23 protein-coding genes are annotated in these 26,144 nt (G+C 50.6%); 20 read left to right on the top strand and 3 right to left on the bottom strand.

Going from position 1 to position 26,144, the window contains the following annotated elements; all coding sequences use genetic code 11:
• Nucleotides 1-53 precede the first annotated feature (53 nt).
• The 13 genes from PBOR_RS23795 to PBOR_RS23735 all read left to right on the top strand — a co-directional run bounded on the left by PBOR_RS23795 (nt 54) and on the right by PBOR_RS23735 (nt 16,143).
• Entirely contained in the window at nt 54-1,457 is a 1,404-nt protein-coding gene (locus PBOR_RS23795; RefSeq protein ID WP_042215995.1) for an ABC transporter substrate-binding protein, read from the top strand.
• Between the two features lie 154 nt (nt 1,458-1,611).
• Nucleotides 1,612-2,496, top strand: coding sequence for a carbohydrate ABC transporter permease (locus PBOR_RS23790; RefSeq protein ID WP_042215994.1), 885 nt, complete (start codon nt 1,612-1,614; stop codon nt 2,494-2,496).
• A complete protein-coding gene (locus PBOR_RS23785) occupies nt 2,496-3,323 on the top strand; it encodes a carbohydrate ABC transporter permease (RefSeq protein ID WP_042215993.1) in 828 nt (275 codons plus the stop codon). Before PBOR_RS23790 ends, PBOR_RS23785 begins: the two co-directional genes overlap by 1 nt.
• Nucleotides 3,324-3,350: 27 nt before the next feature.
• Nucleotides 3,351-5,204 carry a cache domain-containing sensor histidine kinase gene (locus PBOR_RS23780; protein ID WP_042215992.1) on the top strand — a complete coding sequence of 618 codons (1,854 nt, stop codon included), beginning with the start codon at nt 3,351-3,353 and terminating at the stop codon, nt 5,202-5,204.
• Nucleotides 5,182-5,973, top strand: a complete 792-nt coding sequence (locus tag PBOR_RS23775) for a response regulator transcription factor (protein WP_042215991.1) — start codon at nt 5,182-5,184, stop codon at nt 5,971-5,973. The genes PBOR_RS23780 and PBOR_RS23775 overlap by 23 nt, the downstream gene beginning before the upstream one ends.
• Nucleotides 5,974-6,261: 288 nt before the next feature.
• Entirely contained in the window at nt 6,262-8,553 is a 2,292-nt protein-coding gene (locus tag PBOR_RS23770) for a copper amine oxidase N-terminal domain-containing protein (protein ID WP_042215989.1), read from the top strand.
• Nucleotides 8,554-8,736: 183 nt separating this feature from the next.
• Nucleotides 8,737-9,198, top strand: a complete 462-nt coding sequence (locus tag PBOR_RS23765; protein ID WP_039295454.1) for a Fur family transcriptional regulator — start codon at nt 8,737-8,739, stop codon at nt 9,196-9,198.
• 2 nt (nt 9,199-9,200) lie between these two features.
• Nucleotides 9,201-9,464 carry a membrane protein insertion efficiency factor YidD gene (yidD, locus tag PBOR_RS23760; protein WP_042215987.1) on the top strand — a complete coding sequence of 88 codons (264 nt, stop codon included), beginning with the start codon at nt 9,201-9,203 and terminating at the stop codon, nt 9,462-9,464.
• A gap of 364 nt (nt 9,465-9,828) precedes the next feature.
• Nucleotides 9,829-11,862 carry a methionine--tRNA ligase gene (metG, locus tag PBOR_RS23755; RefSeq protein ID WP_042215985.1) on the top strand — a complete coding sequence of 678 codons (2,034 nt, stop codon included), beginning with the start codon at nt 9,829-9,831 and terminating at the stop codon, nt 11,860-11,862.
• 226 nt (nt 11,863-12,088) lie between these two features.
• Nucleotides 12,089-13,057: a metal ABC transporter solute-binding protein, Zn/Mn family gene (locus tag PBOR_RS23750; protein WP_042215983.1), complete on the top strand. Its 969-nt coding sequence runs from the start codon at nt 12,089-12,091 to the stop codon at nt 13,055-13,057.
• 33 nt (nt 13,058-13,090) lie between these two features.
• On the top strand, nt 13,091-13,840 hold the full coding sequence (locus PBOR_RS23745) for a metal ABC transporter ATP-binding protein (protein ID WP_042215981.1): 750 nt from the start codon (nt 13,091-13,093) through the stop codon (nt 13,838-13,840).
• 695 nt (nt 13,841-14,535) lie between these two features.
• Nucleotides 14,536-15,339: a metal ABC transporter permease gene (locus PBOR_RS23740; protein ID WP_042138749.1), complete on the top strand. Its 804-nt coding sequence runs from the start codon at nt 14,536-14,538 to the stop codon at nt 15,337-15,339.
• A 90-nt stretch (nt 15,340-15,429) separates the two neighbouring features.
• Nucleotides 15,430-16,143: a cytochrome c biogenesis CcdA family protein gene (locus PBOR_RS23735; RefSeq protein WP_042215979.1), complete on the top strand. Its 714-nt coding sequence runs from the start codon at nt 15,430-15,432 to the stop codon at nt 16,141-16,143.
• An 8-nt stretch (nt 16,144-16,151) separates the two neighbouring features.
• Here the strand turns inward: PBOR_RS23735 and splB are convergent, their stop codons facing one another.
• Nucleotides 16,152-17,228 carry a spore photoproduct lyase gene (splB, locus tag PBOR_RS23730; protein ID WP_042215977.1) on the bottom strand — a complete coding sequence of 359 codons (1,077 nt, stop codon included), beginning with the start codon at nt 17,226-17,228 and terminating at the stop codon, nt 16,152-16,154.
• A 192-nt stretch (nt 17,229-17,420) separates the two neighbouring features.
• On the opposite strand from splB, the gene mntR reads away from it, so the two are divergent.
• The 3 genes from mntR (at nt 17,421) to PBOR_RS23715 (ending at nt 20,746) form a co-directional block, all read left to right on the top strand.
• Nucleotides 17,421-17,846, top strand: coding sequence for a transcriptional regulator MntR (mntR, locus tag PBOR_RS23725; protein WP_042215975.1), 426 nt, complete (start codon nt 17,421-17,423; stop codon nt 17,844-17,846).
• A gap of 174 nt (nt 17,847-18,020) precedes the next feature.
• Entirely contained in the window at nt 18,021-19,697 is a 1,677-nt protein-coding gene (locus PBOR_RS23720; RefSeq protein ID WP_042215973.1) for a family 10 glycosylhydrolase, read from the top strand.
• Nucleotides 19,698-19,765: 68 nt separating this feature from the next.
• Complete coding sequence (locus PBOR_RS23715) at nt 19,766-20,746, top strand: patatin-like phospholipase family protein (protein WP_042215971.1); 981 nt, start codon at nt 19,766-19,768, stop codon at nt 20,744-20,746.
• An 83-nt stretch (nt 20,747-20,829) separates the two neighbouring features.
• Here the strand turns inward: PBOR_RS23715 and PBOR_RS23710 are convergent, their stop codons facing one another.
• Nucleotides 20,830-21,168, bottom strand: a complete 339-nt coding sequence (locus tag PBOR_RS23710) for a hypothetical protein (protein WP_042215970.1) — start codon at nt 21,166-21,168, stop codon at nt 20,830-20,832.
• 7 nt (nt 21,169-21,175) lie between these two features.
• Entirely contained in the window at nt 21,176-22,129 is a 954-nt protein-coding gene (locus PBOR_RS23705) for a DUF1385 domain-containing protein (RefSeq protein ID WP_099052556.1), read from the bottom strand.
• A gap of 207 nt (nt 22,130-22,336) precedes the next feature.
• On the opposite strand from PBOR_RS23705, the gene PBOR_RS23700 reads away from it, so the two are divergent.
• The 4 genes from PBOR_RS23700 (at nt 22,337) to PBOR_RS23685 (ending at nt 26,081) form a co-directional block, all read left to right on the top strand.
• Nucleotides 22,337-22,828 (top strand): YqhR family membrane protein, encoded by a 492-nt coding sequence (locus PBOR_RS23700; protein ID WP_042215966.1) that lies wholly within the window; start codon nt 22,337-22,339, stop codon nt 22,826-22,828.
• 75 nt (nt 22,829-22,903) lie between these two features.
• The gene (locus PBOR_RS23695; protein ID WP_042215964.1) at nt 22,904-23,974 is read left to right on the top strand and encodes a M24 family metallopeptidase; all 1,071 of its coding nucleotides are present in this window, start codon (nt 22,904-22,906) and stop codon (nt 23,972-23,974) included.
• 45 nt (nt 23,975-24,019) lie between these two features.
• Nucleotides 24,020-24,577, top strand: a complete 558-nt coding sequence (gene efp, locus PBOR_RS23690; RefSeq protein WP_042215962.1) for an elongation factor P — start codon at nt 24,020-24,022, stop codon at nt 24,575-24,577.
• 250 nt (nt 24,578-24,827) lie between these two features.
• The gene (locus tag PBOR_RS23685) at nt 24,828-26,081 is read left to right on the top strand and encodes an aspartate kinase (RefSeq protein ID WP_042215960.1); all 1,254 of its coding nucleotides are present in this window, start codon (nt 24,828-24,830) and stop codon (nt 26,079-26,081) included.
• Nucleotides 26,082-26,144: the final 63 nt, after the last annotated feature.

The following is a 26,144-nucleotide window of genomic DNA, read 5'->3' as shown; positions in this document are numbered from 1 at the left end:
TTTCTATAATAAGAGTTGTAAGGGAAACCATTAAATAGGGAGGGTCACCCGTAATGAGAAAAAGCTTAACAATGCTGTTGTCCCTGATGTTCGTCACCTCAGCGCTGCTGACGGGTTGTGGAGGCAACAATAACAATGCTGCTGCAACGGAAGAACCGGCTGCAACGAATGAGGCCGCTGCTACTAATGCTGCTGCAACTGAAGAGCCGGTTAGTGCTGAACCTTTTGAAATGACGGTCCGTCATACTCAGGTAGGTGCAGATAAACAGAAACGTCTGGCGATTCTGGAGGATGTGGTCGGCAAGGTACAGGAAGAAGTGCCAGGACTGACCTTCAAGCTCGATGGAGTCGATTCGGATGTGAACCGCAAAGAGAAGCTGCGCGGGGAAATGGCAGCCGGTAATCCGCCGGAGATCTTCGACCTGTTCGGCAGTCCGGATTCTAAGATCTATGCCAAAGAAGGTAAGCTGCTCGATCTGACCCCGATCCTCGATGAACTAGGCATTAAAGACAAGTTCTCCAACCTGGATCCATTCACTTATGAAGGAAAGATCTACGGTCTGCCTATCGGCGGTTCAGGTGAAGGATTCTTCTACAATAAAGAATACTATGACAGCAAGGGCTGGAAGGCGCCGGCCACCTTCGCTGAGCTGGAACAGCAGCTGGCTGATATCAAGGCTGACGGCAAAGTGCCGCTTGCCGGTGCTTCCAAAGCTGGCTGGGTACCGCTAATGCTTGCCAACCATCTCTGGTCACGCTATGCCGGACCGGATGTTACAGCGAAGTTCGCTACGGGCGAAGCTAAGTGGAATGATCCTAATGTAGTCAAAGGCTTCGCGAAATACAAGGAATGGGTAGACAAAGGCTACTTCAAGAAAGGCGAACTCGGCTTCGAGTATGCTGAGTATACCACCCAGTTCACCAGCGGTGAAGCAATCCTGATGTATGACGGCACTTGGAAGTCCTCCGTATTCAAAGCCGGACAATCCGGTGAAGGCCTGATCGGCAAAGTTGGATTCTTCAATATTCCAGCGGTAGACGGCGGAGTGGGTGATCAGACGGCACTCATGCGTGATGTGAACAACGGCTATGGCTTCTCGGCATCTGCGGGTGATGATGAACGTCAACTGGCTGCAGTGAAATCATTCATTAAGAATATGTTCAATGAAGAAATGCAGCTGCGCGGACTGGTGGAAGACGGCGTATTGCCGGCTATGAAGATTGACCAGGCAGTGCTGAATGAGAATATTACCGATGATCTGATGAGTGAGATTGTTGCAGTACTCAACAGCTCCCAGTCTTCCTTCCCGGCATTTGACTCTCTGGTGCAAGCGGATGTGACTACCGAGATCAGTAATATCCAAATTCAAAGCCTGATTGGCGGACAGACCACTCCTGAGAAGATGGGCGATGCCCTGCAGAAGATTCAGGAAGAAGCCAACGCAGCAGTAGAATAAGATGCGGTAAATTGAATGTACCCTGGTGCTTGCTCCAGGGTACATTTTTAAAGAGATATAGGTTTCAAGGTCCCCGCAAAGTACCTGAGTAAGCCTCGAAGCTATAGCCCCACTTTGTGGGGGAGAGTGATGTCTAAGCAATTTGGAGGTAGTCATGAATAAGGCACTAAGAAATCCTCTGGTGTTCATTCTGTTCGTTATACCGGCACTGGTTCTGTTCATTATGTTCTTCATTTATCCCATCTTCAGCTCCATCTACTACAGCTTCACCAGCTGGAACGGTGTATCCGATACTGTGAAATACGCCGGACTGGACAACTTCAAAAAAGCCCTGGGAGATGAACGCTTCTGGGTTTCTGTTAAAAATAACGGCTGGTTCATTCTGTTCTCCGTATGTATCCAGGTACCGTTGATTGTGTTCTTCTCCTTATTGATTGCCAATGTGAAGAAACTGAAGGGGTTATACAAGACGGCTGTGTTCATGCCATCCATTATGTCAACAGCGGTTATCGGTATTCTCTGGGGCTTCATCTATGAGCCGAATATTGGCCTGTTCAACAAAGTGCTTGGTCTTGTCGGCATAGAACCTGTCTACTGGCTGTCGGATGAACGCTTCGCGATGCTGTCGATTCTGATTACGAATGCCTGGCAGTGGACCGGATTCTACATTGTAATGGTGCTGGCCGCCATTCTCTCGATCCCCGCAGAGCTGGATGAAGCTGCGGCCATTGACGGCGCTACGGGCTTCCAGCGGGCTACACGCATCACTCTGCCGCTGATTGTCCCGATTATCTCGGTAGTCATTATGCTCTCGATTGCCGGAGCGATGAAAGCCGCGGATATCGTCATAGTTATGACCAAAGGCGGTCCGGCCGGTTCAACCGAGGTTATGGCCACCTATATGATTAAATATGCGATCACCAACTTCAAATATGGGTACGGCAATACCATTGCAGTTCTGATCTTTATGTTCACGCTCGTGGTTACAGCCCTCTATCAGCTGCTGTTTGCCCGTCGTAATGAAAGGATTGAATACTGATGCCGCGCCTGAAGAAAAGCTTACCTCACGTTGCCCTGCTGGGATATCTGGTCGTTGTGCTCTTCCCGTTTCTCTTTGTCCTGTTCTCCTCGGTGAAGAAGGACAATAATGCGATCGCCCTCAATCCATTCGGGATTCCGAAGACCTTCGAATTTTCGAACTATGTTGAAGCCTGGGTGAACGCCAAGATCAGCACATACTTTTTTAACAGCTTATATATTTCGATCCTGTCATCAGTGGTCTCCATTCTGCTGGCGTCCATGTTTGCCTTTGCGGTGACGCGGATGCGCCAGGGGCAATGGAACAAGATATTGTTCTCGCTGGTCCTGATCGGTATGCTGATTCCGAACAATGCGCTGATGCTGCCAATCTACACGATTGTCCGTAAGCTTCATATTCTCAATACGCACTGGGCACTGATTATTCCTTATATCGCCAATGCGATTCCGTTCACGATTATTATCCTGGCGGCATTCATGCGCTCACTGCCCAGTGAAATTGAAGAAGCAGCGGTCATGGATGGCTTGAAGGCTCCGGGTATCTTTGCTAGAATTATTGTACCTTTGACAGTTCCGGCCATGGTTACAGTCTTCATTGTTAATTTCCTGGGAAATTGGAACGAGTTCCTGCTGGCTAACTATTTTCTCTCTAATGACGAGCTGCGCACGCTTCCGGTGGGCATGGTTCAATTCCGTGATCAATATCAGATGAACTACGCGCAAATGTCAGCGGGTATTGTCTACAGCGTGGTCCCGGTTATCGTCATTTATGCTATTTTGCAGGAGAAGATTATTGAAGGCGTAACAGCAGGCAGTGTAAAAGGATAACACTATTCATGTCAGGAGCATGGGCCGATGAATTTGCGCTACAAATTATTTACGGCATTTCTGGGCCTGATTATCATTCCCTTATTCATTCTTGGCATGATTATGTTCTTCGTCACTTATAATTCGATAGAGAAGAAGTACAGCCAGCAATCCGAATACTCGCTTAAGGCGATCAGTTACAGCATTTCTAATGTTTTTAAGGATATGGACAATGTGACAGACAACGGAATTGCCACCTCGGTGTTTCATATGGCGCTCAGTGCGGATGATCCCTCCAAACAGGATTTGACCGATGCCGAGCAGCTAAGCCTGAATGCCAGCCAGCGCAATTTCCGTAGTCTGCTCTATAACCATCCGTCGATCAGCTATGCGTTTCTGTATAATTTTAATGGAAAAGGCAGCTCGGAGATCGTATCGGTATTCAACAAAGAAAATTTCCGCACACTCCCCTATGATAAGTTCAAAGGAAGTGATCTCTACCAGGAGGTTATGAAGCTTAACGGCGTTCCGAAATGGCTGGCTCCGCATGAGTATCCCGAACTGACGGGAACGGAGGCTGTATTTACGCAGATCCGGCTTATCAAGGAGCTTAGCTTTTTTCAGAACATCGGTATTCTGGTAGTCCAGATCAAGAACTGGGAGTTCGAATCGATATTCCGCAATCTCAAGATCGGGGACAGCAATCAGAAGGTGTCTTTTATGCTGGTCAACGATGACGGTATGATCCTGCTTGACCCGGACAGGAAGCTGGACGGACAGGATTTCCGCGATTTCACTACGAAGGATATTACGTTCAAGCCGGGCTTCCAGAGCTACAGAACCCAATTTGACGGTGAAAAGAGTATTCTGTCAGTCTATCACCTGAAGGAATATCCCTGGAGTCTGGTTTCTGTGACCTCGTGGGGCTCGTTGTCTCATGAAGTAACCGTATTTGCCCGCTGGTTTGTGGTTGTGATGTTCCTGTGCTTACTGGGTGCAGTGATCTTCAACCTGTTCTTCATGAACCGGATTACGGGCGGGATTGCTGTGATCGTGCGCTTCATGCGGCGGGTGGAGGATGGTGACCTGACAACCCGGGTTGAAGAGAAGGGCAGTGACGAAATGACGCTGCTGGCCCGGGGCTTCAATGATCTTATGGACAAAATCAATTCGCTCTTTAACCGGGTCCATGAAGAGCAGCGGCGCAAAAACCAGGCGGAAATGCGCGTGCTGCAGGCGCAGATCAAACCGCATTTTCTGTTCAATACACTGGAGTCCATTAATGTGCTGGCCGTGCAGAATGAAGGGCGAAAGGTCAGTGAGATGGTCTACAGGCTGGCCAGTATTCTACGGATCAGCATCCAGGACAGGGACGAAATTACGCTGGAGGAAGAGGTTAAGCATCTGCGCAATTATCTCGATATCCAGAAATTCCGGTTCGAGGATCTGTTTGACTATGAGCTTGAGGTTCCGGAGGAGCTGCTGGGCTGCGGGATTCTGAAGCTTACGCTGCAGCCGCTGGTAGAGAACAGTATTCAGCATGGTTTTGAAGGTATCAGTTACAAAGGTCTGGTAAGTGTTAAGGTCTGGGAAGACCGGGGGAATCTGATCCTGCGGATTCAGGATAACGGGATCGGCATGACTCCGTCCCAGCTGTCCATGTTTCAGTATATGGTTAACGATCCGGCAGAGCAGAAGCCTGAAGGCAAACCGGAACACGGAATTCACCTGGAGCGGAGGGGGCTTGGCGTACGCAGTGTAGCAGACCGCATCCGTATAGAGTACGGCGGCAGATATGGGATTTTCATCTGTGCGAGTCCTGGTGAGGGAACGATTATCCAGTGCGTCATACCTAAATACGGGCAGGGGGAAGATCATTATGCTAAAAGTATTATTGGTTGACGATGAGGCGCCTATCCTGAACAATCTCAACAAAGTACTGCCTTGGCAGGACATGGGGATGGAAGTAACGGGGATGGCCCGCAGCGGTATGGAAGCACTGCGCCTCGCTGAAGAGGAAGCGCCGGATCTGGTGCTGTGTGACATCCGGATGCCGGTGATGGACGGACTTACGTTCATCGGCAAGCTGCGTGAGATGGGGCTGGAGAGTGAAGTGCTGCTGCTCAGCGGGTATCAGGAGTTTGATTATGCGCGCGAGGCCATCCGTCTCGGGGTGAAGGAATATATCTGCAAGCCGATACATTATGAGGAGCTTGGCAACAAGGTGAGGGAGATCGGAGCACGGATCCGCAGTAAACAATACAAGGATAAACTGTATAACAGTATTCCCTTGTTTCAGGAGATGCCTGTTCCCGAGGATTCCGCCAAAAAAACACCGGATCAATTGATGAACCAGGCTGCACAATATATTACCGAACGGCTGAACTATGACCTTGGCATTGAAGAGGTGGCGAATAGAATTGGTATCAGCAGCAGCTATTTCTGCCTGCTCTTCAAGAACCGCTTTGCGATGACCTTCGTGGAGTATGTTACCTTACAGCGGATTGAAGCCGCCAAATTCATGCTCGCCAGCAGCGATAAAAGCATCACTGCCATCAGCTCCGGAGTGGGCTATCAGGAACGGCGTTACTTCACCAAGGTGTTCCAGAAACAGACGGGAATGTCCCCCAAGGAATACCGCGATAAATACAAAGCAGCCGAAGTCCGTTAATGGTAAAGGCAATTTCGGCAGCGTACACTAAGATTGTCCCGGGAAGGGGACGATCTTTTTTTATGAAGATGGATAGCCAATAGAAATAAATGGATAATGCTTGATTTTTCTTTACACAGAATGAAACTTTTCGGAGTTGCTTGCGTCTAATACTATGTTTTGTAAAATGAACGTGGCAAAAAATTCTGCCGTCCTGTAGAGGACGGTTGCGTTTTTGCGGGGAATATAAGGTGAAGAAAGAAAGATAACGCCTTATACACTACAATTGGGAGCAGAAGGAGTCGTACAATGAATTTGAAAAAAATGATCTTAGTGGCAGTATTGGCCGTGTCACAAACCGCAGCAGCGGTTCCGGCCTTTGCAATCCCTGCCAGCACACAAAGTACCACTGGCAACGTTGCCGCAGCGGTGAATACCACACAGACGGTTGTAACACAGGAGGAGCCCTCGGCTACAGATCCGTTGCCTCCATTAGTTACTGAGGCGCCTGCAGGTACGGTTACGCCAACACCAACACCGGTCCCGGCAGCAACAGCAGTTCCTGCAGTGCCGGCAGCAACTGCAACACCAATTCCGGCAGTGACCCAGGCTCCTATTGATGGCGCTGTTTCAACAGACGCGGCTGTTCCAACGGCTACCCCGCTTCCTGGCAGTACTCAAGTGTTGCAGCCGACAACAACTGCAGGTCTGACCACCTCCGCCACTGGCGGCCAGCTCATCCTGATGATGAACAGCAACAAAATGTACAGAAACGGTACACCGTATACTGCCAACCAGCCGATGGCTGTCAAGAACGGGGTCTCGTATGTATCGATCCGTGCAATGGTGGAAATGGTCGGAGTAAGCTATACCTACGACTACAAAACCAAGGAAGTTATTGTTACTAAAGGTACCAGTATTATGCGCTTCAAGACCGACAGTAAGATCTATACGGTAAATGGCGCCAAGAATACAATGAAAGGCCCGGCCTACCAGTTCAAGGGCACCTTCATGGTTCCTTTAACCTCCATTACGTATGCGCTGAATATTCCTTATACGGTGGACAATGTACAGAAGCGTGTCATTCTTACGCTGAATACAAAGCCGACCGCTTCTTTCAAGGTTCAGCCGACTGAAATTTATGCCGGTCAGACAATAGTGAATTATGTAACTTCCTATTCTTCACCAAATGGCACGCCGATGGCTGAAGAACAATGGGGCGGCAACAAGCTGGATATGTACGATCAGCCGGGATTCTATACCGTTACGTATTCTGTACGTGATGCAAATAATCTGTGGAGTGATCCTTATTCTGTAACGATCCAGGTGCTGCAGCCGAATCAGCCGCCTGTGGCTCAGTTCACGACTGACAAAGATGAATACAAAATGGGTGAGCCGGTAATTCTGACGGATACCAGCTACGACCCCGAATATGAAGAATTGACCACCACTTGGAGCAACCGTGGCCTGGCCTACTTTAACCCGGGTCCTACGTCCATCCAGCTGACGGTAACGGATAAGCATGGTCTTAGCAGTACTTTTGAGAAAACGATTAACATTACAAGCGAACAGCTGTATACCCAGGATGAAGTAGCAAAGCTGTTCACTATTCCCGGCGATGTGCTGACGTTTGATGGTGGACTAATCCCGGGACTTCCGAACCTGCCGTATAATCTGTCGTCTGACAGCTATACGCTGATCCGCAGTAACAGCCCTGAAACGGTTAATACCGAAGGCGTTCTGTATCGCGAGACTTCCGTAGGGAAGACACGTTTCCTGGTGCATCATATGAACAATATGACTACACGACAGAAGCTGTATGTGATCGCTACGAACAACGGCATATATCCGGCGACGATTTCGACCGAATACTCAGGTATTGCCGGTCCGGTAACTTCTCCGGAATATACGGGCAGAATTTCGATTCAGAAATACTACAATTCCATGATTACAGGTTCAAGCAAAGCCCAAATCATCCTGCAGCCGGGTCAAAGTGTACCTATTCTGACAGATCTGAATAAGATTGCTATGAAACCGAAAGAAGTGCTTTCACTCAGCGCCGATCTGGTTAGTGATTACCCTATTCTATATAATGTGGTAATGGTTGAAGAGACTAAAGATCCGGTAGCTGTGCTGCCGACACTGCCAATTCTTGACCGCGATGGTGTGCATAACCGGGGAACGTATCCGGATTCAACACGCATCATTAATGTGACTGATCTGGTTGGCACAACGCAATCCAAGCTGATTCTGGGGGATAATAAAAATGACCTCAATCTGATTGGTATTGACCCGATGACTGGAACCGAAGCTTCCAATTCCGGCAACTTCGGTGTACTGTACAAAATCGTTCTGGACCGTGTGGCAGCGAACACACTGATCACCTTCAACCCGCGTGGAGGTAATTATCTGGGTTCTGTACTGGTGAACGGAACGATTGTGAATCTGCCGAATAAGGGAAGCTTATCCAGCTCGGACATGAATGCAGTAATATTCCGCACCGGCGAATATGAAGGTCCGGTTGATATTACCTTCTCCGTAGCTTCCGGCAGTAATCTGCCTGTAAACTTTGTGTTTACTCCGCTTCCGGCCAAAAAATAAATAAAAGCACCTGTTAGACAGCCGTTCCTGATGGAGCGGCTGTTTCTTTGGATTATGATCATCTTTACATGAGGAAGGGCCGTTCCTTAAGGGCCGGAGGCACACTTCATTGACGGGGCAGTGCTTTTGGGGCATTATAAAGAGAGTGCAATACAAACGACCTATGTTATGGGAGATGAGCGAATGCTGTCGACAGAACAAATACTGGAAGCCATGTCGGGGCAGGGACTGCGAATCACCGATCAGCGCAAAACGCTTGCCAGGTTATTCGGCGAGAATACGGGATATTTGTCTGCGAAGGATGTATATGAGCATATGGGCCGCAAATACAGCGGACTCAGCTTCGATACGGTCTACCGCAACCTGCGTGTCATGGAGGAGCTTGGTGTGCTGGAGCAGATTGTCTTTGAAGACGGCGTCAAATTCAAAGCAAGCTGCAGTCAGGATCACCATCATCATCATATGATTTGTCTTCAATGTATGAAGACTTACCCTATTCATTTCTGTCCGATGAATTTAACAGATACACCGGATCAATTCCGGGTGGTCAAGCATAAATTTGAGGTGTTCGGTTACTGCAAGGACTGTGAACAGGGCCGCGAAGAAGAGTCAGCCGTAGCTGCTCACGGCAAAGAAGGCCGCTGAATATGACTACCTTAAGAAGAACGGTTCAGGCTCCAATCCGGGTCTACCGCAGGTTCATATCGCCGCTTAAGCCGGCAACCTGCCGGTTTTATCCGACTTGTTCAGCCTATGCGCTTGAAGCTATTGAGGTCCATGGACCGCTGAAGGGTTCGTGGCTGGCTGCAAGGCGGATTGCCCGCTGCCATCCCTTTCATCCGGGAGGGCTGGACCCGGTGCCGCCGCGGAAAGAGCAATCACCAGGAGATAAGCCTGTTCATACGACTTGACATGAGCCGCTGTGATGGGTATATTTTGAATAATAAGCAATATTCCGAGGAACGGATGAGTAAATGTGGACAACCATTACAGAGAGCCGGGGCTGATGGAAGCCGGTATGGGACGCCAGATTGAATATGGTCCGGGAGGAACTGTGTTCGAGCGGAAGCTGGAAGTTGCGGCTTGCGTAAGATAACGGCGTGTTCCAGCGTTAATGGACAGTTCCGCAAGGGACTGGCGAAGCCTGTGCTCTGTGAGGAGCCGGGGAACTTTGGGTGGTATCGCGTGAGTTTACTCTCGCCCCATATAGGGGCGGGAGTTTTTTGCGTCAGGATGTGTAAATATGAGAAGGTATAATGAAGGGATGACAAGAGAATGAGTGAGAACAAAACCTTTTATTTAACTACACCGATCTATTATCCGAGCGACAAGCTGCACATTGGACATGCGTATTCGACAGTAGCCGGTGATGCAATGGCCCGCTACAAGCGTCTGCGCGGCTATGAGGTGCGCTATCTGACAGGAACAGACGAGCATGGGCAGAAGATTGAAGAGAAGGCAGGCAAGGCAGGCAAGACCCCCCAGGAGTTCGTTGACGGGATTGTGGTGGGCATTAAGGACCTGTGGAAGAAGCTGGACATCTCCAATGATGACTTTATCCGTACCACCGAGGAGCGTCACAAGAAAGTGGTGGCGGATATTTTTGACCGCCTGCTGAAGCAGGGCGACATCTACAAAGGGGAATACGAAGGCTGGTATTGCATTTCGGATGAGACCTTCTACACCGAGACACAGCTGGTGGACATTGAACGCGATGCTGACGGCAATATTACCGGCGGCAAAAGTCCGGACAGCGGACATCCGGTTGAACTAGTCAAGGAAGAAAGCTACTTCTTCCGCATGAGCAAATATGCGGACCGCCTGCTGCAGTTCTACGAGGAGAATCCGGAATTTATCCTGCCGGAATCGCGCAAGAATGAGATGATTAACAACTTTATCAAGCCGGGCCTTGAGGATCTGGCCGTATCCCGAACAACCTTTGACTGGGGCGTTAAGGTAAAAGGTGATGAGAAGCATGTAGTCTACGTATGGATCGATGCGCTTACCAACTACATTACAGCTCTCGGCTATGGCTCGGAAGACCGCAGCCTGTATGATAAGTTCTGGCCTGCGGATGTGCATATCGTCGGTAAGGAAATTGTCCGTTTCCATACGATTTACTGGCCGATCATTCTGATGGCGCTGGGTGAGCCGCTGCCGAAAAAGGTGTTCGCCCATGGCTGGCTGCTGATGAAGGACGGTAAAATGTCCAAGTCCAAAGGCAATGTCGTTGATCCGGTTACCTTAATTGACCGCTATGGTCTGGACGCCCTGCGTTATTATCTGCTGCGCGAGGTTCCCTTCGGATCAGACGGAACCTTCACGCCGGAGAGCTTCGTGGACCGCATCAACTATGATCTGGCCAACGATCTCGGCAATCTGCTGAACCGGACCGGGGCAATGGTTGAGAAATATTTCGGCGGGGAGCTCCCGGCTTATGCAGGCCAGGTGACGGCATTTGACGGAGAACTTGAAGCAGTTGTACAGAGCACCTATGTCAAAGTAGAAGAAGCGATGGAGAAAATGGAATTCTCCGTAGCCCTGACCGCAATTGGCGCGCTGATCAGCCGTACGAACAAATATATTGACGAAACGCAGCCGTGGGTGCTGGCTAAGGATGAGAGCAGAACCGGTGAGCTGGCTTCGGTGATGAGACATCTGGTCGAAGGACTGCGCACCGCGTCCATCCTGCTGCAGCCGTTCCTGACCGGTGCTCCGGCGAAGATCTGGGAGCAGCTGGGCATTCAGCCGGGCGAGCTGACCACTTGGGAGAGCGGCAAATCATTCGGCCTGATTCCAGCGGGAACCCGGCTTGCGAAGGGCGACCCGATCTTCCCGCGCCTGGATGTGGCGCAGGAGGTGGCGTACATCGCCGAAGCGATGGGAGCCGGCAAGCCGGCAGAAGCAGCTGCTGAAGCTGCGCCTGCAGGGGCTGCTGTGACCCCGGATGCGGCTGCTGAGGGTCCGGAGGAAGAGGAGCATAAGGAAGAAATCGGCATCGACGATTTCGCCAAAGCGGAGCTGCGCGTAGCCCAGGTAATCGCCGCCGAGCCGGTGAAGAAGGCGGACAAGCTGCTGAAGCTGCAGCTCGATCTTGGATACGAACAACGCCAGGTCGTATCCGGCATTGCCAAGTTCTACACACCGGAAGAGCTGGTGGGACGCAAGGTGATCTGCATCGTGAACCTGAAGCCGGTGAAGCTGCGCGGTGAGCTGTCGCAGGGGATGATCCTGGCAGCCTCCAAGGGCGACCAGCTGACGATCGCCACCGTGCCGGACAGCATGCCGAACGGAGCTATTGTGAAATAAGACAAGCTGCATAGTTGAATGATCTGAACGATCCCCGTGTGCCTAATGCAGCGGGGATTGTTTTAGTGTAAATATAGGTATACAGAGTAATAGGTATTGACCCTAAGTATAAGCGGGTTCAGTCCAACTATGGCGAGGCTGGCTGGAAGATCAGAGTTGACTTATCGTAACGATTACTATTATAATTCTCATAGTAAATTTTACGATTTAAGGGGTCGATAGAGAAATGTTATATAGAAGCTTGCACAAAGGGTTTTTGCTCGTTGTTACCTTACTGCTGCTAATGATGCTTGCCGCATGCGGACCTAAGAGCAGCGGAAGTATTGTCGAGGGAAAAGTGAATGTCATTACTACTTTTTATCCTATATATGAATTTGCCAGTGAAATCGGCGGGGAAGATATCAATGCGATCAATCTGCTTCCGGTGGGGGTAGAGCCGCATGACTGGACACCGCGCAGCCAGGATATTATTAATACCTCCAAGGCACAGCTGTTCCTCTATAACGGAGCAGGACTGGAGGGCTGGGTGCCCAATTTCCTCAAGAGCCTCGACAGTGACAGTGAAGCCAAGGCTGTAGAAGTCAGCCGTGGGGTTGATCTGATTATGACCGATGAGGAAGACGGTCATGATCATGGTAATGAGGAAGAGGGGGCAGAGCACAACGATAGCCTGCACACGGACCCGCATACCTGGGTAAGTCCGAAATCGGCGCTGGTGATGGCGAAGAATATTAAGGACAGCCTGCAATCTGTAGATCCCGAGCATTCAGCGGGTTATGAGGAGCGTTACCAGAAGCTTACCGATCGTCTGAGTGCCCTCGACAGCAGGTTTACGGAAGAACTGGGCAAGCTGCCTAATAAGGAGATCGTAGTCTCCCATCAGGCTTTTTCGTATCTGGCGCGTGATTATGGTCTGTCACAGCACGCCATTATGGGGCTGTCACCGGATGCCGAGCCGCGGGGACAGGATCTGCTGGATCTGGCGGCGTTGGTCAAAGAAGAGGGTATCCGTTACATTTTCTTCGAAGAGCTCGTATCCGATAAGCTGGCCAAAACACTCGCTAGTGAAACCGGCGTGTCCACTATGGTGCTGAATCCGGTAGAGGGACTGACTGAAGCCCAGGATAAGAATGGCGACAACTATTTCACGCTAATGGAGAAAAATTTGCAAAATCTCATTCTGGCTTTACAATAATAAGGAAAGTATAAGTGAAAGGCGGTGCCTCACATGCAACCGGTATCCCTGGACTGCCATCAGCATATGATCGAAATACAGGATTTGTCCTTCTCCTACGGGGAACAGAAGGTAATCTCTAACTTGAATTATACAGTGAAAGAACGTGATTTCCTCGGCATCATCGGTTCTAACGGAGCCGGCAAGACTACGCTGCTCAAGATGATTGTCGGTCTGCTGCCTGCTACCAGCGGGGAGATCAAATTATTCGGCCAGCCGGTCCGGAAGTTCAAGGACTGGGAACGGATCGGTTATGTTCCGCAGAAGAATGCCTTCAATCCGCTGTTCCCGGCTACTGTGCGCGAGGTAGTATTATCAGGGCTGTACAACAACAAGAATCTGATCCGCCGCGTGTCCAAAGCCCAGCACCGCCAGTGTGAGGATGCGCTTGAAGTGATGCGGATTCAGGATATCGCGGAGAAAAGAGTCGGGCAGCTATCCGGCGGCCAGCAGCAGCGTGTCTTCTTGGCCCGCGCGCTGATCAACCATCCGGATCTGCTGATCCTTGATGAGCCTACCGTCGGTATTGATGCCGAGACGCAGGCCGGATTCTTCGACCTGATCATGCATATGCATGCCCATCACCATATGACTTTCCTGATGGTATCGCATGACATTGACATGATTAAGAACTATCTCGGCAACGAGCCGGTGCAGAAGAACGGCAAGATTAATTTCTATTGCCGCCATTCTCATGATGTTCAGGACTGCGTTGTTGATAATCTGCAGCATACACTCTCTTGAAAAAAGGGGACGCAGAGGTGTTCAGACATTCTGGAAAGTCAGCTTCTCATGCATCCTAAAAATAGCTGTATTTCGTACAGTTATTATTAGGTTGTAGGCGCGGATTTAAGCTATAACTGTATTTCGTACACTTATATTTGCGGAAAACAGGCGAAAAGCCGCTTACCACTCGTTATAATTATATGAAATACACTTATTTTCCTGATTTGGTTCTAAATTCGACAAATAGTTGTACAAAGTACATTTAAACGGTTTGATTACTACGACAAGGTTCTGAAGCCCAGTCTTAGTTGTACCCTGGGTCGTCCATTGTACAACATAGGCCGGCCTTCGCTTTGCTCTTATCTTTTGAACTTGATTTTGACTTTAATGCGTAGTTAAATCCCACCAAATGTTAAGCGTATCCCGCAGGGAGGAAAAGCGGTCCTGCCTCAACGTCCCTAAGAAGCGAAAGTCTGCCGTCCCACGCCAATTGCACTTAAACGGGTGTCCAGAGGGCAGAGCCCTTGGGGCCCTCCCTTGGAAGGGAGGGTTTGGGTGGGATCGAAAAGGTTTTGATCGAAAAGGTTTTGATCGAAAAGGTTTTGATCGAAAAGGTTTTGATCGAAAAGGTCTGGATCCAAAGGTTTTGATCTAAATGTTTCGATCTAAAGTTTCACTCGAAAAGGTTTGATCATAAAAGGAGAAAAAATATCTTGGAAATATTATTTAGTGACTTTTTCCAGCGGGCGCTGGCCGGCGGCCTGATGATTGGGATTACCGCACCGCTGATAGGCGTGTTTCTGGTGCTGCGGCGCCTGTCAATGATCGGAGATACGCTGGCGCATGTTACGATCGCCGGGGTGGCGCTAGGCTTCCTGACCGGCTTTTACCCGCTCGGGGCGGGGCTGATCTTCGCCGTAGTGGCCTCGTTTGCCATTGAGAAGCTGCGCAAGGCTTATAAAAGCTACGCCGAGCTGTCCATTGCCATCATCATGTCGGGCGGGGTGGCGCTGGCTTCGCTTTTTTTCACCCTGGGCAAAGGCTATAATGCGGATGTGATGAGTTACCTGTTCGGCAGCATTTATACGCTGAATAACACCGATCTGATTGTGGTTGGAATCGTAACCATTGCGGTTGTGGTTGTAGTATCGCTGTTCTTCAAAGAGTTCTTCCTGCTCAGCTTTGAGGAGGATGCAGCCAGTGTCAGCGGACTGCCGGTGAAGCTGCTTAATATGCTGATTACCGTATTGACCGCGCTTGTAATCAGTACGGCGATTAAGATTGTCGGCTCGCTGCTGGTATCTGCGCTGCTGACCATTCCTGTGGCGATCAGCCTGCTGCTGTCACGCAGCTTCAAGTCTTCGGTCATTCTGTCCGTGATCATTGCCGAGATCGCCGTAGTCGGCGGACTAGTCATTGCAGGTGTGTGGAATCTGGCTCCGGGAGCCACGATTGTCCTGCTGCTGATTGCACTGCTGACATTAACACTAATCGGCAAAAAAGGTCTGCCGGCCTAGACACTTAAGCTCTAACAGGCCTCCACTACATATGCTTATAAATACAGCCTACGTAAAGTGAACCCGAATAGGGAAGGAGAGAAGCGCCCAGTGTCCAACCTGAATGCAGGAATCGCTTTTGCCGCCGGAGTGGCGTCATTCATTTCGCCTTGCTGTCTGCCGCTCTACCCTTCTTATCTATCGTATATTACCGGATTATCAGTGCAGGAGCTGAAGAGCGGAAGCAACAGCAAAGAGGTCCGTTTCCGGACCCTCTCGCATACGCTGGCCTTTATACTGGGCTTTTCGGCTGTTTTCTATACCCTTGGTTTCGGCGCCGGACTGTTTGGAGAATTCTTCAACGGCCAGCGGGATCTGATCCGCCAGTTGTCGGCTATTCTGATTATTGTGATGGGGCTGTTTCTGCTCGGTATCTTTCAGCCGCAGTTTCTGCTCCGGGAGCGCAAGCTGGAGCTGAAATGGAAGCCTGCCGGGTACTTGGGTTCGTTTATCTTTGGCATTGGCTTCTCAGCGGGCTGGTCACCATGCATCGGTCCCATTTTGACAGCGATTATCGCCCTGTCCGCCAGTGATCCGGGAACCTGGTTTACGATGATTACGGCGTACAGTATCGGGTTTGCGCTGCCGTTCTTCGGACTCGCTTTTTTCCTGGGCGGCGCGCGGAAGATTCTGAAATACTCCAATCTGCTGATGAAGCTGGGCGGCGGACTGATGGTGTTTATGGGGATTCTGCTGTTCACCGACCAGATGTTCCGGATTACGATATGGCTGCAGGGGGTCACGCCGGGCTGGCTGATTTTTTAAGCCTGCTTTTAAGTGAAATAATCAATAGCCGCTTCGGGAAAATGTTCAAAAATCCGCTCTGTGATGAATTCGCGCAGGGCGGTTTGCTGTTCATCGGGATAGACATATTTGTTCTGTCCCCACTTGCCCCATTTCTTTTTGCGCTTCTCGATATCCATCTCCAGCTTTGATTTCGGATAACGTTTCTCGATCACGGTCTTGGCTGTCTTGGTGAAGCGGTGCTGGATCATCTCAAAGGTCAGCCCTTTGCCTATCCCAGGCGGCAGCGTACGGGCCAGCTTCTCCAGCAGCTCCGCATAGCCTTCTTCCCAGCCGTCATGCCAGATAATTGGAGCGATGATGAAGCCCAGCGGATAACCGGCACGGGCAATCTGACCGGCAGCCTCAATCCGCTCCTCGAAACGCGAGGTGGCCGGCTCAAAGTTCTTGATAACATAATCGGCATTCACGCTGAAGCGTACGCGGGTATGCCCGTTATGCTTCAGGCCAAGCAATGGCTCGACATGCTGATACTTCGTCACGAAACGCAGCCTTCCCAGCGGCTCTTCAGCCATGAATTCAATCAGCTCGGTAAGCGATCCGGTGATATGCTCCAGACCCAGGGGGTCTGAGGTACAGGCTGCTTCGAAGGTGGTGATCTCCGGGGCACGTTCGCTGATATATTTCTTGGCCGCGTCGATGATGTCCCCTGTGTTTACGTATACGCGGATGTAAGGCTTAGAACCCAAGGTGGTTTGAAGATAGCAATAATGGCAGTGGCCCATGCAGCCGGTAGCAATCGGAATCGCGTAATCGGCAGACGGCTTCGACTGGTCAAAAGTCAGCGTTTTGCGGAGACCGACGACGAGTGTTCTTTTGGCGATTTTGTACTGCTCGACCTCAGTTTCGCCGGGCAGATTGGTAATCCGGTTATGTGATGTCGTCATTCGGAAGGGGATGTTCCGGGCCTTGACCCATTCCATAATCCGCTCCCCTTTGGGGTAATTTAAAGCATCCGGTTCAAAAAAAACCAGCTCCGGAATGAACAAGCCCGTCGGCTTCCGCGTTCTTTTGGCAGGAGGGCGTTCAGGGGTTACAACGTTCATGAATTCACGCTCCTTATAGATGAGGATACCGTTATTGTGCCGTTAAGCGGGCGATTGAAATCATGGTAAACATCGCTAAGCGGAGAAGCAGCAGACGTGTAGGACTTGCCAAGCAGCGGCAGAAACATGTATCATTGTTAGAGCAAGGCCCGGCCCCATCGCCACGCTCATTATAGAAAAGAGGTAAAGTTAATGCCAACACCCAGCATGGAGGATTATTTGGAGCGCATATACAAGCTCATCGACGAGAAGGGTTATGCGCGGGTCTCGGATATTGCTGAGGGACTGGAAGTACACCCCTCCTCTGTGACCAAGATGATCCAAAAACTGGATAAGGACGAATATCTCATCTATGAGAAATATCGTGGGCTTGTCCTAACAAGCAAAGGGAAAAAAGTGGGAAAACGTCTTGTGGACCGCCATCAGCTGCTGGAGGAATTCCTCGGGATAATTGGGGTTCAGCAAGAACATATTTATAAGGATGTTGAAGGCATTGAGCATCATTTGAGCTGGGATTCCATCACCCGGATCGAAACGCTGGTGGAGTATTTCCGCCGGGATGAAGCACGTCTGCAGACCTTATACGATATTCACCATGAAATGGCCAGCGATTCATAATGTGGCTTTTTTTGTTTGATTAGCGCAACCTTTCCAGTTTTTTTACGTCAAAACGGATACCGTTCCTTTTTCACCTAAGGAAGGACTCCGTTTACCAAAGAAACGGCCTTCTCCCTGTTCCGAGGACGAGAAGGCCGTTTCTTTGTTATATAACTACAACACCTGGGAGGAATTATGAATTACCGTAAATGGATAGTAGGATTGCTGGTGGTTATGCTATGTCTGCCTGTGTGGACAACAGCTGCGCGCGCTGCTTCGGTGCAGATTTCGATTGAATTGGATGGAGAGAGCTTAAGTACGGATGTTCCTCCTTATATTACACGGACGAATGTAACTATGGTCCCTGTCGGGGTTGTCAGTAAGGGACTAGGTGCCGGTGTGGTCTGGGATCAGGCCAGTAAGACTGCTACAATCAGCAAGGGGAATACTGTGCTGAAGCTGACCAGCGGCAGCAAGAGCGCAATCGTTAACGATGCCTCAGTCAGTCTGGATACCTCTGTACAGATTACACAGGGCCGGGTGATGGTGCCGCTGCGGTTCGTCAGCGAGCAGCTCGGGCTGCAGGTGGTCTGGAATCAGGCTACGAAGCATATTGCCTTATATTCAAATATAGAAATTGGCGGGCCGTCTACACCTTCAACACCGTCTGTTCCGGCAGTGTCCACACCATCCGTACCAACGCCCGTAGTGCCAACACCGACAGTGCCTACGCCAACCGTACCTTCAATTCCCGGGGCCAAGACTGGAAAGGCGATGAAGGGAGCGTGGGTGTCTACTGTATTTAATCTGGACTGGCCGTCCACGGCTTCGGCCGGCAATGCCGACAAGCAAAAGAAAGAGTTCGACAGCATGCTGGACAAGCTCCAGGCTGCCGGTTTCAATAGTGTATTCGTTCAGGTCAGACCCTCAGGAGATGCTCTATATCCTTCGCAGATTGTTCCCTGGTCCAAGGTGCTGAGCGGTACCCAGGGGAAAGAACCCGGCTATGATCCGCTTCAGTATATGGTTAGCAGCGCTCATTCACGCGGCATGCAGTTCCATGCCTGGTTCAATCCGTTCCGGGCAACTACAGATGATAAGACCACCGGGCTTGCCGCCAACCATGTCGCCAAGCTGCATCCCGAGTGGATCGTCAAAGCTGACAGTAAGCTGTACATAAATCCGGGCATTCCGGAAGCACGGCAGCATATCATTGACACCGTGATGGAAGTGGTCAGAGGGTATGACATCGACGGTGTGCATCTGGATGATTATTTCTATCCCTCTAACGTAACTTTTGCTGATGACACGGCATTCAAGACTTACAATTCTCAGGCGATCGCCACCAAGGGAGACTGGCGCCGGGATAATATCAATCAGTTCATCCGTCAGCTGGGAGCAGAGATTCATGCAGTGAAGCCGGCGGTTTCGTTCGGCGTCAGCCCGTTTGGCGTATGGCGTAATAAAAAGGCGGACAGCACCGGCTCGGATACTACGGCAGGAGTGTCTGCGTATGATGATATGTATGCGGATGTGCGCACATGGATTAAGAGCGGCTGGGTCGACTATGTGGCTCCGCAGGTATACTGGAGTCTCTCTTTCAGTGCCGCCCGTTATGACAAGCTGGTCGACTGGTGGGTGAACGAGGTCGCTGGCACGGGCGTCAAGCTGTATATCGGCCTGGCTTCGTACAAAGTAGGGGATACCAAACAAACCGCGGAATGGCAGAGCGGAGATCAGATTATCAATCAGCTGAAATATAATGAGAAATACGACGAGGTTTCCGGCAGTATTCTGTTCCGGGCCAATGATATTGTGGTCCGTGATCCGTTTGGCCTGGCCAGCCTGCTCAGCTTTTATTTCAAATCATAGTCAGTCATGAATATTCCCCCGTGCTCATAGATAAGCAATAAGATCTATGGAACGGGGGACTCTTATGTATGGAGATTAACGCAGTTTTTGAAGGCGGAGGAGTGAAAGGGATTGCGCTCGCAGGTGCGGTGGAGGCGACCGAGCGGGCAGGACGGACCTTCAGGAGAGTAGCCGGAACCTCTTCAGGCTCGATTATTGCTTCGCTGCTGGCCGCCGGTTATAACGGAGAGGCGATGAGCCGGATCATCAGGGAGACGCCCTTCACATCCTTTCTGAAGCGCGGAGCGCTGTATAACACGGCGGTAGTAGGGCCGGCAATCCGTGTTCTGATCAAGAAAGGTCTGTACTCGGGCCAGGCCCTCGAATCCTGGATCCGCGGCATTCTGCTGGAGAAGGGGGTAGTGACATTCAGTGATCTGCCGCGCGGCAGGCTGACAGTCATTGCTTCAGATATTACTAACGGGAGGATCGTCGTCCTGCCGGATGATCTGGAGCTCTACGGGATTTCACCAGATTCCTTTGAAGTAGCCAAAGCTGTGAGGATGAGCTGCAGCATTCCCTACTTCTTCGATCCGGTGATGCTGCGGCTGAACGGAGAGGCAGCCCGGAGAAAGTCTTTTGCCGAGCAGTTTGTGTATATGGTGGACGGGGGGATGCTCAGCAATTTTCCGCTGTGGCTGTTTGATGAGAAGAAGGATGGATTCCAGTCCCCAGAGCGCCGTACGCCCACAGTGGGCTACCAGTTGATCGGTAAGACACAGCCGCAGCCACACCGCATCACCGGGCCGTTCAGCATGCTTCAGGCTATGGTAGGGACGATGCTCTCGGCCCATGATGAACGTTATATTGAGACAGATAAATTCGTACGTACCGTCAAAATTCCCACACTGGGCATTTCCACCACCCAATTTCATATCTCCCCGGAGCAGAGTGATGCAATCTATGCTGCAGGACTGGCTGCCGGAGCGGATTTCTTCAAAAATTGGCGGCCACCTCATAGTACACGCCCATATATTCACCCTAATCAGCTTACTGGCCCTAAACTATAACCCAAAAAGGCATCCCGCACGTCGTAATGGCTACGTGGAGATGCCTTTTTGTTACTTGAATTCTTAGCCGGCCGGCCGGGAGTTCAATGATATTTGGGAAGCTGATCGTCGTTTTTGCCCTTGCTGCCTTCAATCACCTGGAAGGGATAGGTTTTACGCTTCCCTGGTGAAGCCTGGGTTTTGCGGATACCGGCAACCTTGGACATCGTCTTGGCAGATGGTTTAACTTTGGTGCGTGACCGTCCGGAACCGCCTGCCACTCTTCCCGGTAGCACCTTGTAGGCGTAATACAGCAGCGCCAGCAGCAGTGCAGGAAGAATGAAAATGGACAAAGCAGAAAGACCGCGTGCCATAAATTGTGTTACCAGACCCAATGCTGCGAGAGCTATTGAAATCCAAAAAATCAAAGCATGTCTGATCATGGGCTAATCATCCTTTCGCAGGATCCAAAATGCCGCCTGACACACTTGCCTCCGAATATCCTCTTGCTTCAATTGCGGCATCCAGCTCCCGCATCCGGTTGAACGAGGCGATGGACACCTCAACCATATCGTCCTTAGGTTCTTTGGTGGTCAGCAGCTGCAGCCACAGACCCGGATATCCCAGATACTTGAGCCCGGGAATATCTCTCACCGCATTGGTTCCCTTGAGAACCTCAAACGAGATGCCGATGACTACAGGCAGCAGAATAATCCGCTGCAGTACCCGTTCCATAAGATTATCCCATGGGACAACGGAGTAGATAATAACGCCGAGGATAATGGTCAGCATCATGAAGCTGCTGCCGCAGCGGTAATGCAGACGGCTGTATTTCTGTACATTTGCGACAGTCAGTTCTTCGCCGGCTTCAAAAGCACTGATTACCTTATGCTCCGCACCGTGATACTGGAACAGCCGTTTGATCACCGGTGTCTGTGAAATGGCAAACAGATAAACGAGCAGGAGAGTCAGCTTAATTGCACCTTCAACAAGGTTGTGCAGAATATAGTTGTCAAATGCATTCTTAAATAAAAAATCTTCTACGAACACCGGCACCAGTGTAAAAATAATCTTGCCGAAAAGGAAAGAAAGAATACCCATGACAGCTACGCCGAAAATCATACCGAGGCTCCAGCCCTCATCCTTCTTCTTGTCTTTATCTTTCTCTTTCTGCTTGGCAAGCTCTTCAGGTTCTGTCTCATCCTCGGCATAGGATTCCGCCGAATAATTCAGATGCTTCGAGCCTTTGGCGCTGGAATCTATAATACTGACAATGCCGCGTAGCAGCGGAATCTTTCGCAGTTTAAGGACCCAGCTCTTATCGCTCTTCGGCACCTCCAAAAATGTGATTTCCTGATTCTTCCTTCTTACGGCTGTTACGTTGATATGCTTGCCGCCGAACATGACGCCTTCAATGACGGCTTGGCCGCCGTAACTGGGAGTTTCCTGGGACAACCAATTCACCTTCCCGTATTTTAATGTGATTTATATAATACATTGTAACTAATTTTTAAGCACATTACTAGTTGGATTGCCGTTTGCTGTACATACTAGTCTATAGAGAGCGGAGTGGAAACCGGATTAACCCTATACTGAAAGAGAGGCTGCTCTATGAGTTCTTCTAACAAGCAAAAGTCAGTCCATACGAATCCGTTTTATTTTGCCATTGAACTGGGTTTTTTCGCCGGTTTAATCTGGGGAGGGGCCCGCTGGCTGATGTATGTCCTGCATTTCACCAAGGTTATTCCGGGTTTTTTGGCGGAGCCTTTTTTCAAGCATGAATTTTTGATGACACCTGCCGGGCATCTGCTCGGATATTTATCCTTTATCGTCTTCTCGGTGATCGTTTCGCTGATCTATGTGCTTATTTTCCGCAGGCTGAAGGGACCCTGGCCGGGTATGATTTACGGTGTACTGTGGTGGTCGGCCGTGTTCCTGGCCGGTTCCTGGCAGTTCCTGATGCAGCCGCCTTTCAGACTGCCCTGGAACTCTGTAATCAGTGAATTTTGCCTCTTTTTGCTCTGGGGATTATTCATCGGATATACGGCAGCGATTGAGTACACTGATGAGCGGAAACGCGAGCAGCAGACAAAGCTGGCCTGAGCGTCCGAAAAAACTTCTCAGGTGGCATGCCACTATGTTAAAATACAATGTGGCTATTTCGAGAGGAGAATGAAAATGGGCAACAAGCGCGTCTCCAAGCTGCGTAAGGTTTTGCAGGAACAGGGACTGGATGCGATGTTAATTACCAGCGGCTATAACCGCCGCTATTTGAGCGGATTCACCGGCTCCTCCGGTTATGTGCTGGTTACCGGTGATGACAGTTATCTGCTGACTGACTTCAGGTATATGACACAGGCTTCGGAACAGGTGACCGGACTGAAGATTGTTCAGCATGCTGCGAAATTCATTGACACTGTACGCGAACTGCTGCCGCAGGGCGGACAAGTCCGTATCGGCTTCGAGCAGGATGACGTAACCTTCAGCGCGTACACTGCATATGCGGCAGCTCTGCAGCCGGCAGTTATGGTTCCGGTATCCAAAGCCGTCGAGAATCTGCGCATGTTCAAGGATGAGGAAGAGCTGGCGATCATGCAGCGGGCTTGCGATCTGGCAGATGCAACGTACAGCCATATCCTGAATGTGATCAAGCCAGGCATGACTGAACGTGATGTCGATCTGGAAATGGAATTCTACATGCGCACCCACGGTGCAACCTCATCCTCGTTCGATACGATTGTTGCTTCCGGCGAACGCTCGGCCATGCCGCATGGCGTAGCCAGCAGCAAGATTATCCAGAACAACGAATTCGTCACCTTCGACTTCGGTGCACTGCTGGACGGCTACTGCTCGGATGTAACACGCACGATCGCCTTGGGATCGCCGGATCCCAAGCTGAAGGAAATCTATGATATTGTGCTTGAAGCGCAGCTGCATACGCTGGCACATATCAAACCAGGCATGACCGGCCGTGAATGCGATGCCCTGGCCCGTGACATCATCACCCGTTACGGGTATGGTGAGTATTTCGGCCACAGCACAGGCCATGGTCTGGGCATGGAGGTTCATGAATTTCCGCGTCTGTCCAAGCTTGCCGATGAAATTATGGAGCCGGGCATGGTAGTTACCGTAGAACCGGGAATTTATCTCTCCGGCCTTGGCGGCGTGCGGATTGAAGATGATATTGTCATTACCGAAAGCGGTATAACGCTGCTGACACATTCATCGAAGGATTATACGGTACTGTAAGGCACACTTATTCAGTTAATTCATCGATTCCAGGAGGGATTTTTTGTGATTTCAGTTAATGATTTCAAGACAGGCTTGACCGTAGAAGTAGAAGGGGATATCTTCACCGTCCTCGATTTCCAGCACGTAAAGCCGGGTAAGGGCGCGGCATTTGTCCGCTCCAAGCTGAAGAACCTGCGTAACGGCAACACCGTTGAGCGCACTTTCCGTGCAGGCGAAACGATCGGCCGCGCTATTATCGAGAACCGTGGAGTACAGTACCTGTATGCCAGCGGTTCAGAGCATGTATTCATGGACAACGAAACTTATGACCAGTTCGAGTTGACTGCGAAGCAGCTGGAATGGGAGCTTAACTTCCTGAGAGAGAATATGACTGTCAATATCGTCAGCTACCAGGGCGAAATCCTCGGGATTAACCTGCCTACAAGCGTTGAGCTGAAGGTTACTGAAACAGAACCGGGCGTAAAAGGCAACACCGCTCAAGGCGCAACCAAAGCGGCTACACTGGAAACCGGACATACTGTACAGGTTCCATTGTTCATTAATGAAGGCGATGTTCTCCTGATCGATACCCGCGAAGGTAAATACATCTCCCGCGCGTAGGAGCTTACTTAGCTCCGGGTTCAACGTGATTCAAACCGGCCTCCCCGCATTGTGCGGCGGAGGCTTTTTGTACAGCTTCAACTGAATATAATTTGCCGTGCCTGGTTATGAGGAATGGGCCATGTTCGGAAAATTGGGCGCTTTTTTTGTGAAACCATTAACGCATGTTATGATTTTCGTATTATACTGTGTTAAAGCGAAAACCAAATAAAAGCTACTACTTACAGCGAAATAGGGAGTGAATGGGACTTTGTCACTTTATGTCATGAAATTCGGAGGCAGCTCCGTCGGCGATATTGAACGTATGAAGCGTGTCGCCAAGCGCATCGCAGATAAGCAGGATGAGGGACATCGCTGCGTTGTGGTTGTATCCGCTATGGGGGATACGACAGATGAACTGATCGATCAGGCGAAACAGCTGAACGGGCAGCCTCCCGCACGGGAAATGGATATGCTGATGACTACGGGGGAACAGATTTCTGTAGCGCTTCTATCCATCGCTCTTCATGGGATCGGGCGGAATGCCGTATCCTATACAGGCTGGCAGGCCGGGTTCCGTACCGATGAAACCCATGGCCGTGCGCGGATTAGTGAAATCGTTCCACGCCGTGTTCTGGAGTCTCTGGAGCGTGAGCAGATTGTTATCGTTGCCGGCTTCCAGGGGATGACACTGGACGGCGAGATTACCACGCTGGGCCGCGGTGGTTCGGATACAACAGCGGTTGCACTGGCTGCAGCCATCAAAGCGGATGTCTGCGAAATCTATACCGATGTGGACGGGATTTACTCTACGGACCCGCGCATCGTGAAGACCGCGCGCAAGCTGAAGGAAATCTCGTATGACGAGATGCTGGAGCTGGCCAATCTGGGTGCGGCAGTTCTGCATCCGCGAGCGGTGGAATATGCCAAGCGATATCAAGTGAAGCTGGTCGTAAGATCCAGCTTTAACCATAATGAAGGAACCGTTGTGAAGGAGGAAGCAAGCATGGAGCAGGGTGTAGTAGTAAGCGGCATTGCATATGACAAGAATGTGGCCCGGATCAGTATTCTGGGAGTTCCGGATGTTCCGGGTGTCCTCGCCCAGGTCTTCGGCAAGCTGGCCGAAGAGGGTGTGGACGTTGATATTATCGTACAGAGCGGCGTGCAGAACCAGACTGCAGACTTTTCCTTTACAGTAGCACTTAGCGATCTGGAGAAGGCCAAACAGGTGATTGAAGGGCTGCACAGTGTGCTGCCATACCGTGAAGTGACTTCCGAGGATAATCTGGTCAAGGTGTCCATTGTAGGCGCCGGCATGGTCAGCCATCCGGGGGTTGCCGCCCAGATGTTCGAGGTGATCTCGAATGAAGGCGTGAGCATCAAGATGGTCAGCACCTCCGAGATTAAGGTCTCCTGTGTCATTGAATCAGGCAATCTGCAGCAGATTATTCAGGCGCTGCATACCGCTTATAATCTCGACACTACGGAGCAAGCCTTCGTTGGCGGCCCTCAGGACCGCCGCTAGGCCGCAGAGTATAATTCAGCAATAGGACTACATCAGGGATGTTTCTTCAGCAGGAAGGCTGGA

This window comes from Paenibacillus borealis (genome assembly GCF_000758665.1).
Classification (GTDB): domain Bacteria; phylum Bacillota; class Bacilli; order Paenibacillales; family Paenibacillaceae; genus Paenibacillus_AQ; species Paenibacillus_AQ borealis.
The sequence above is the reverse complement of the archived record's forward strand: the minus strand, read 5'-3'. Positions and strand labels throughout refer to the sequence as shown.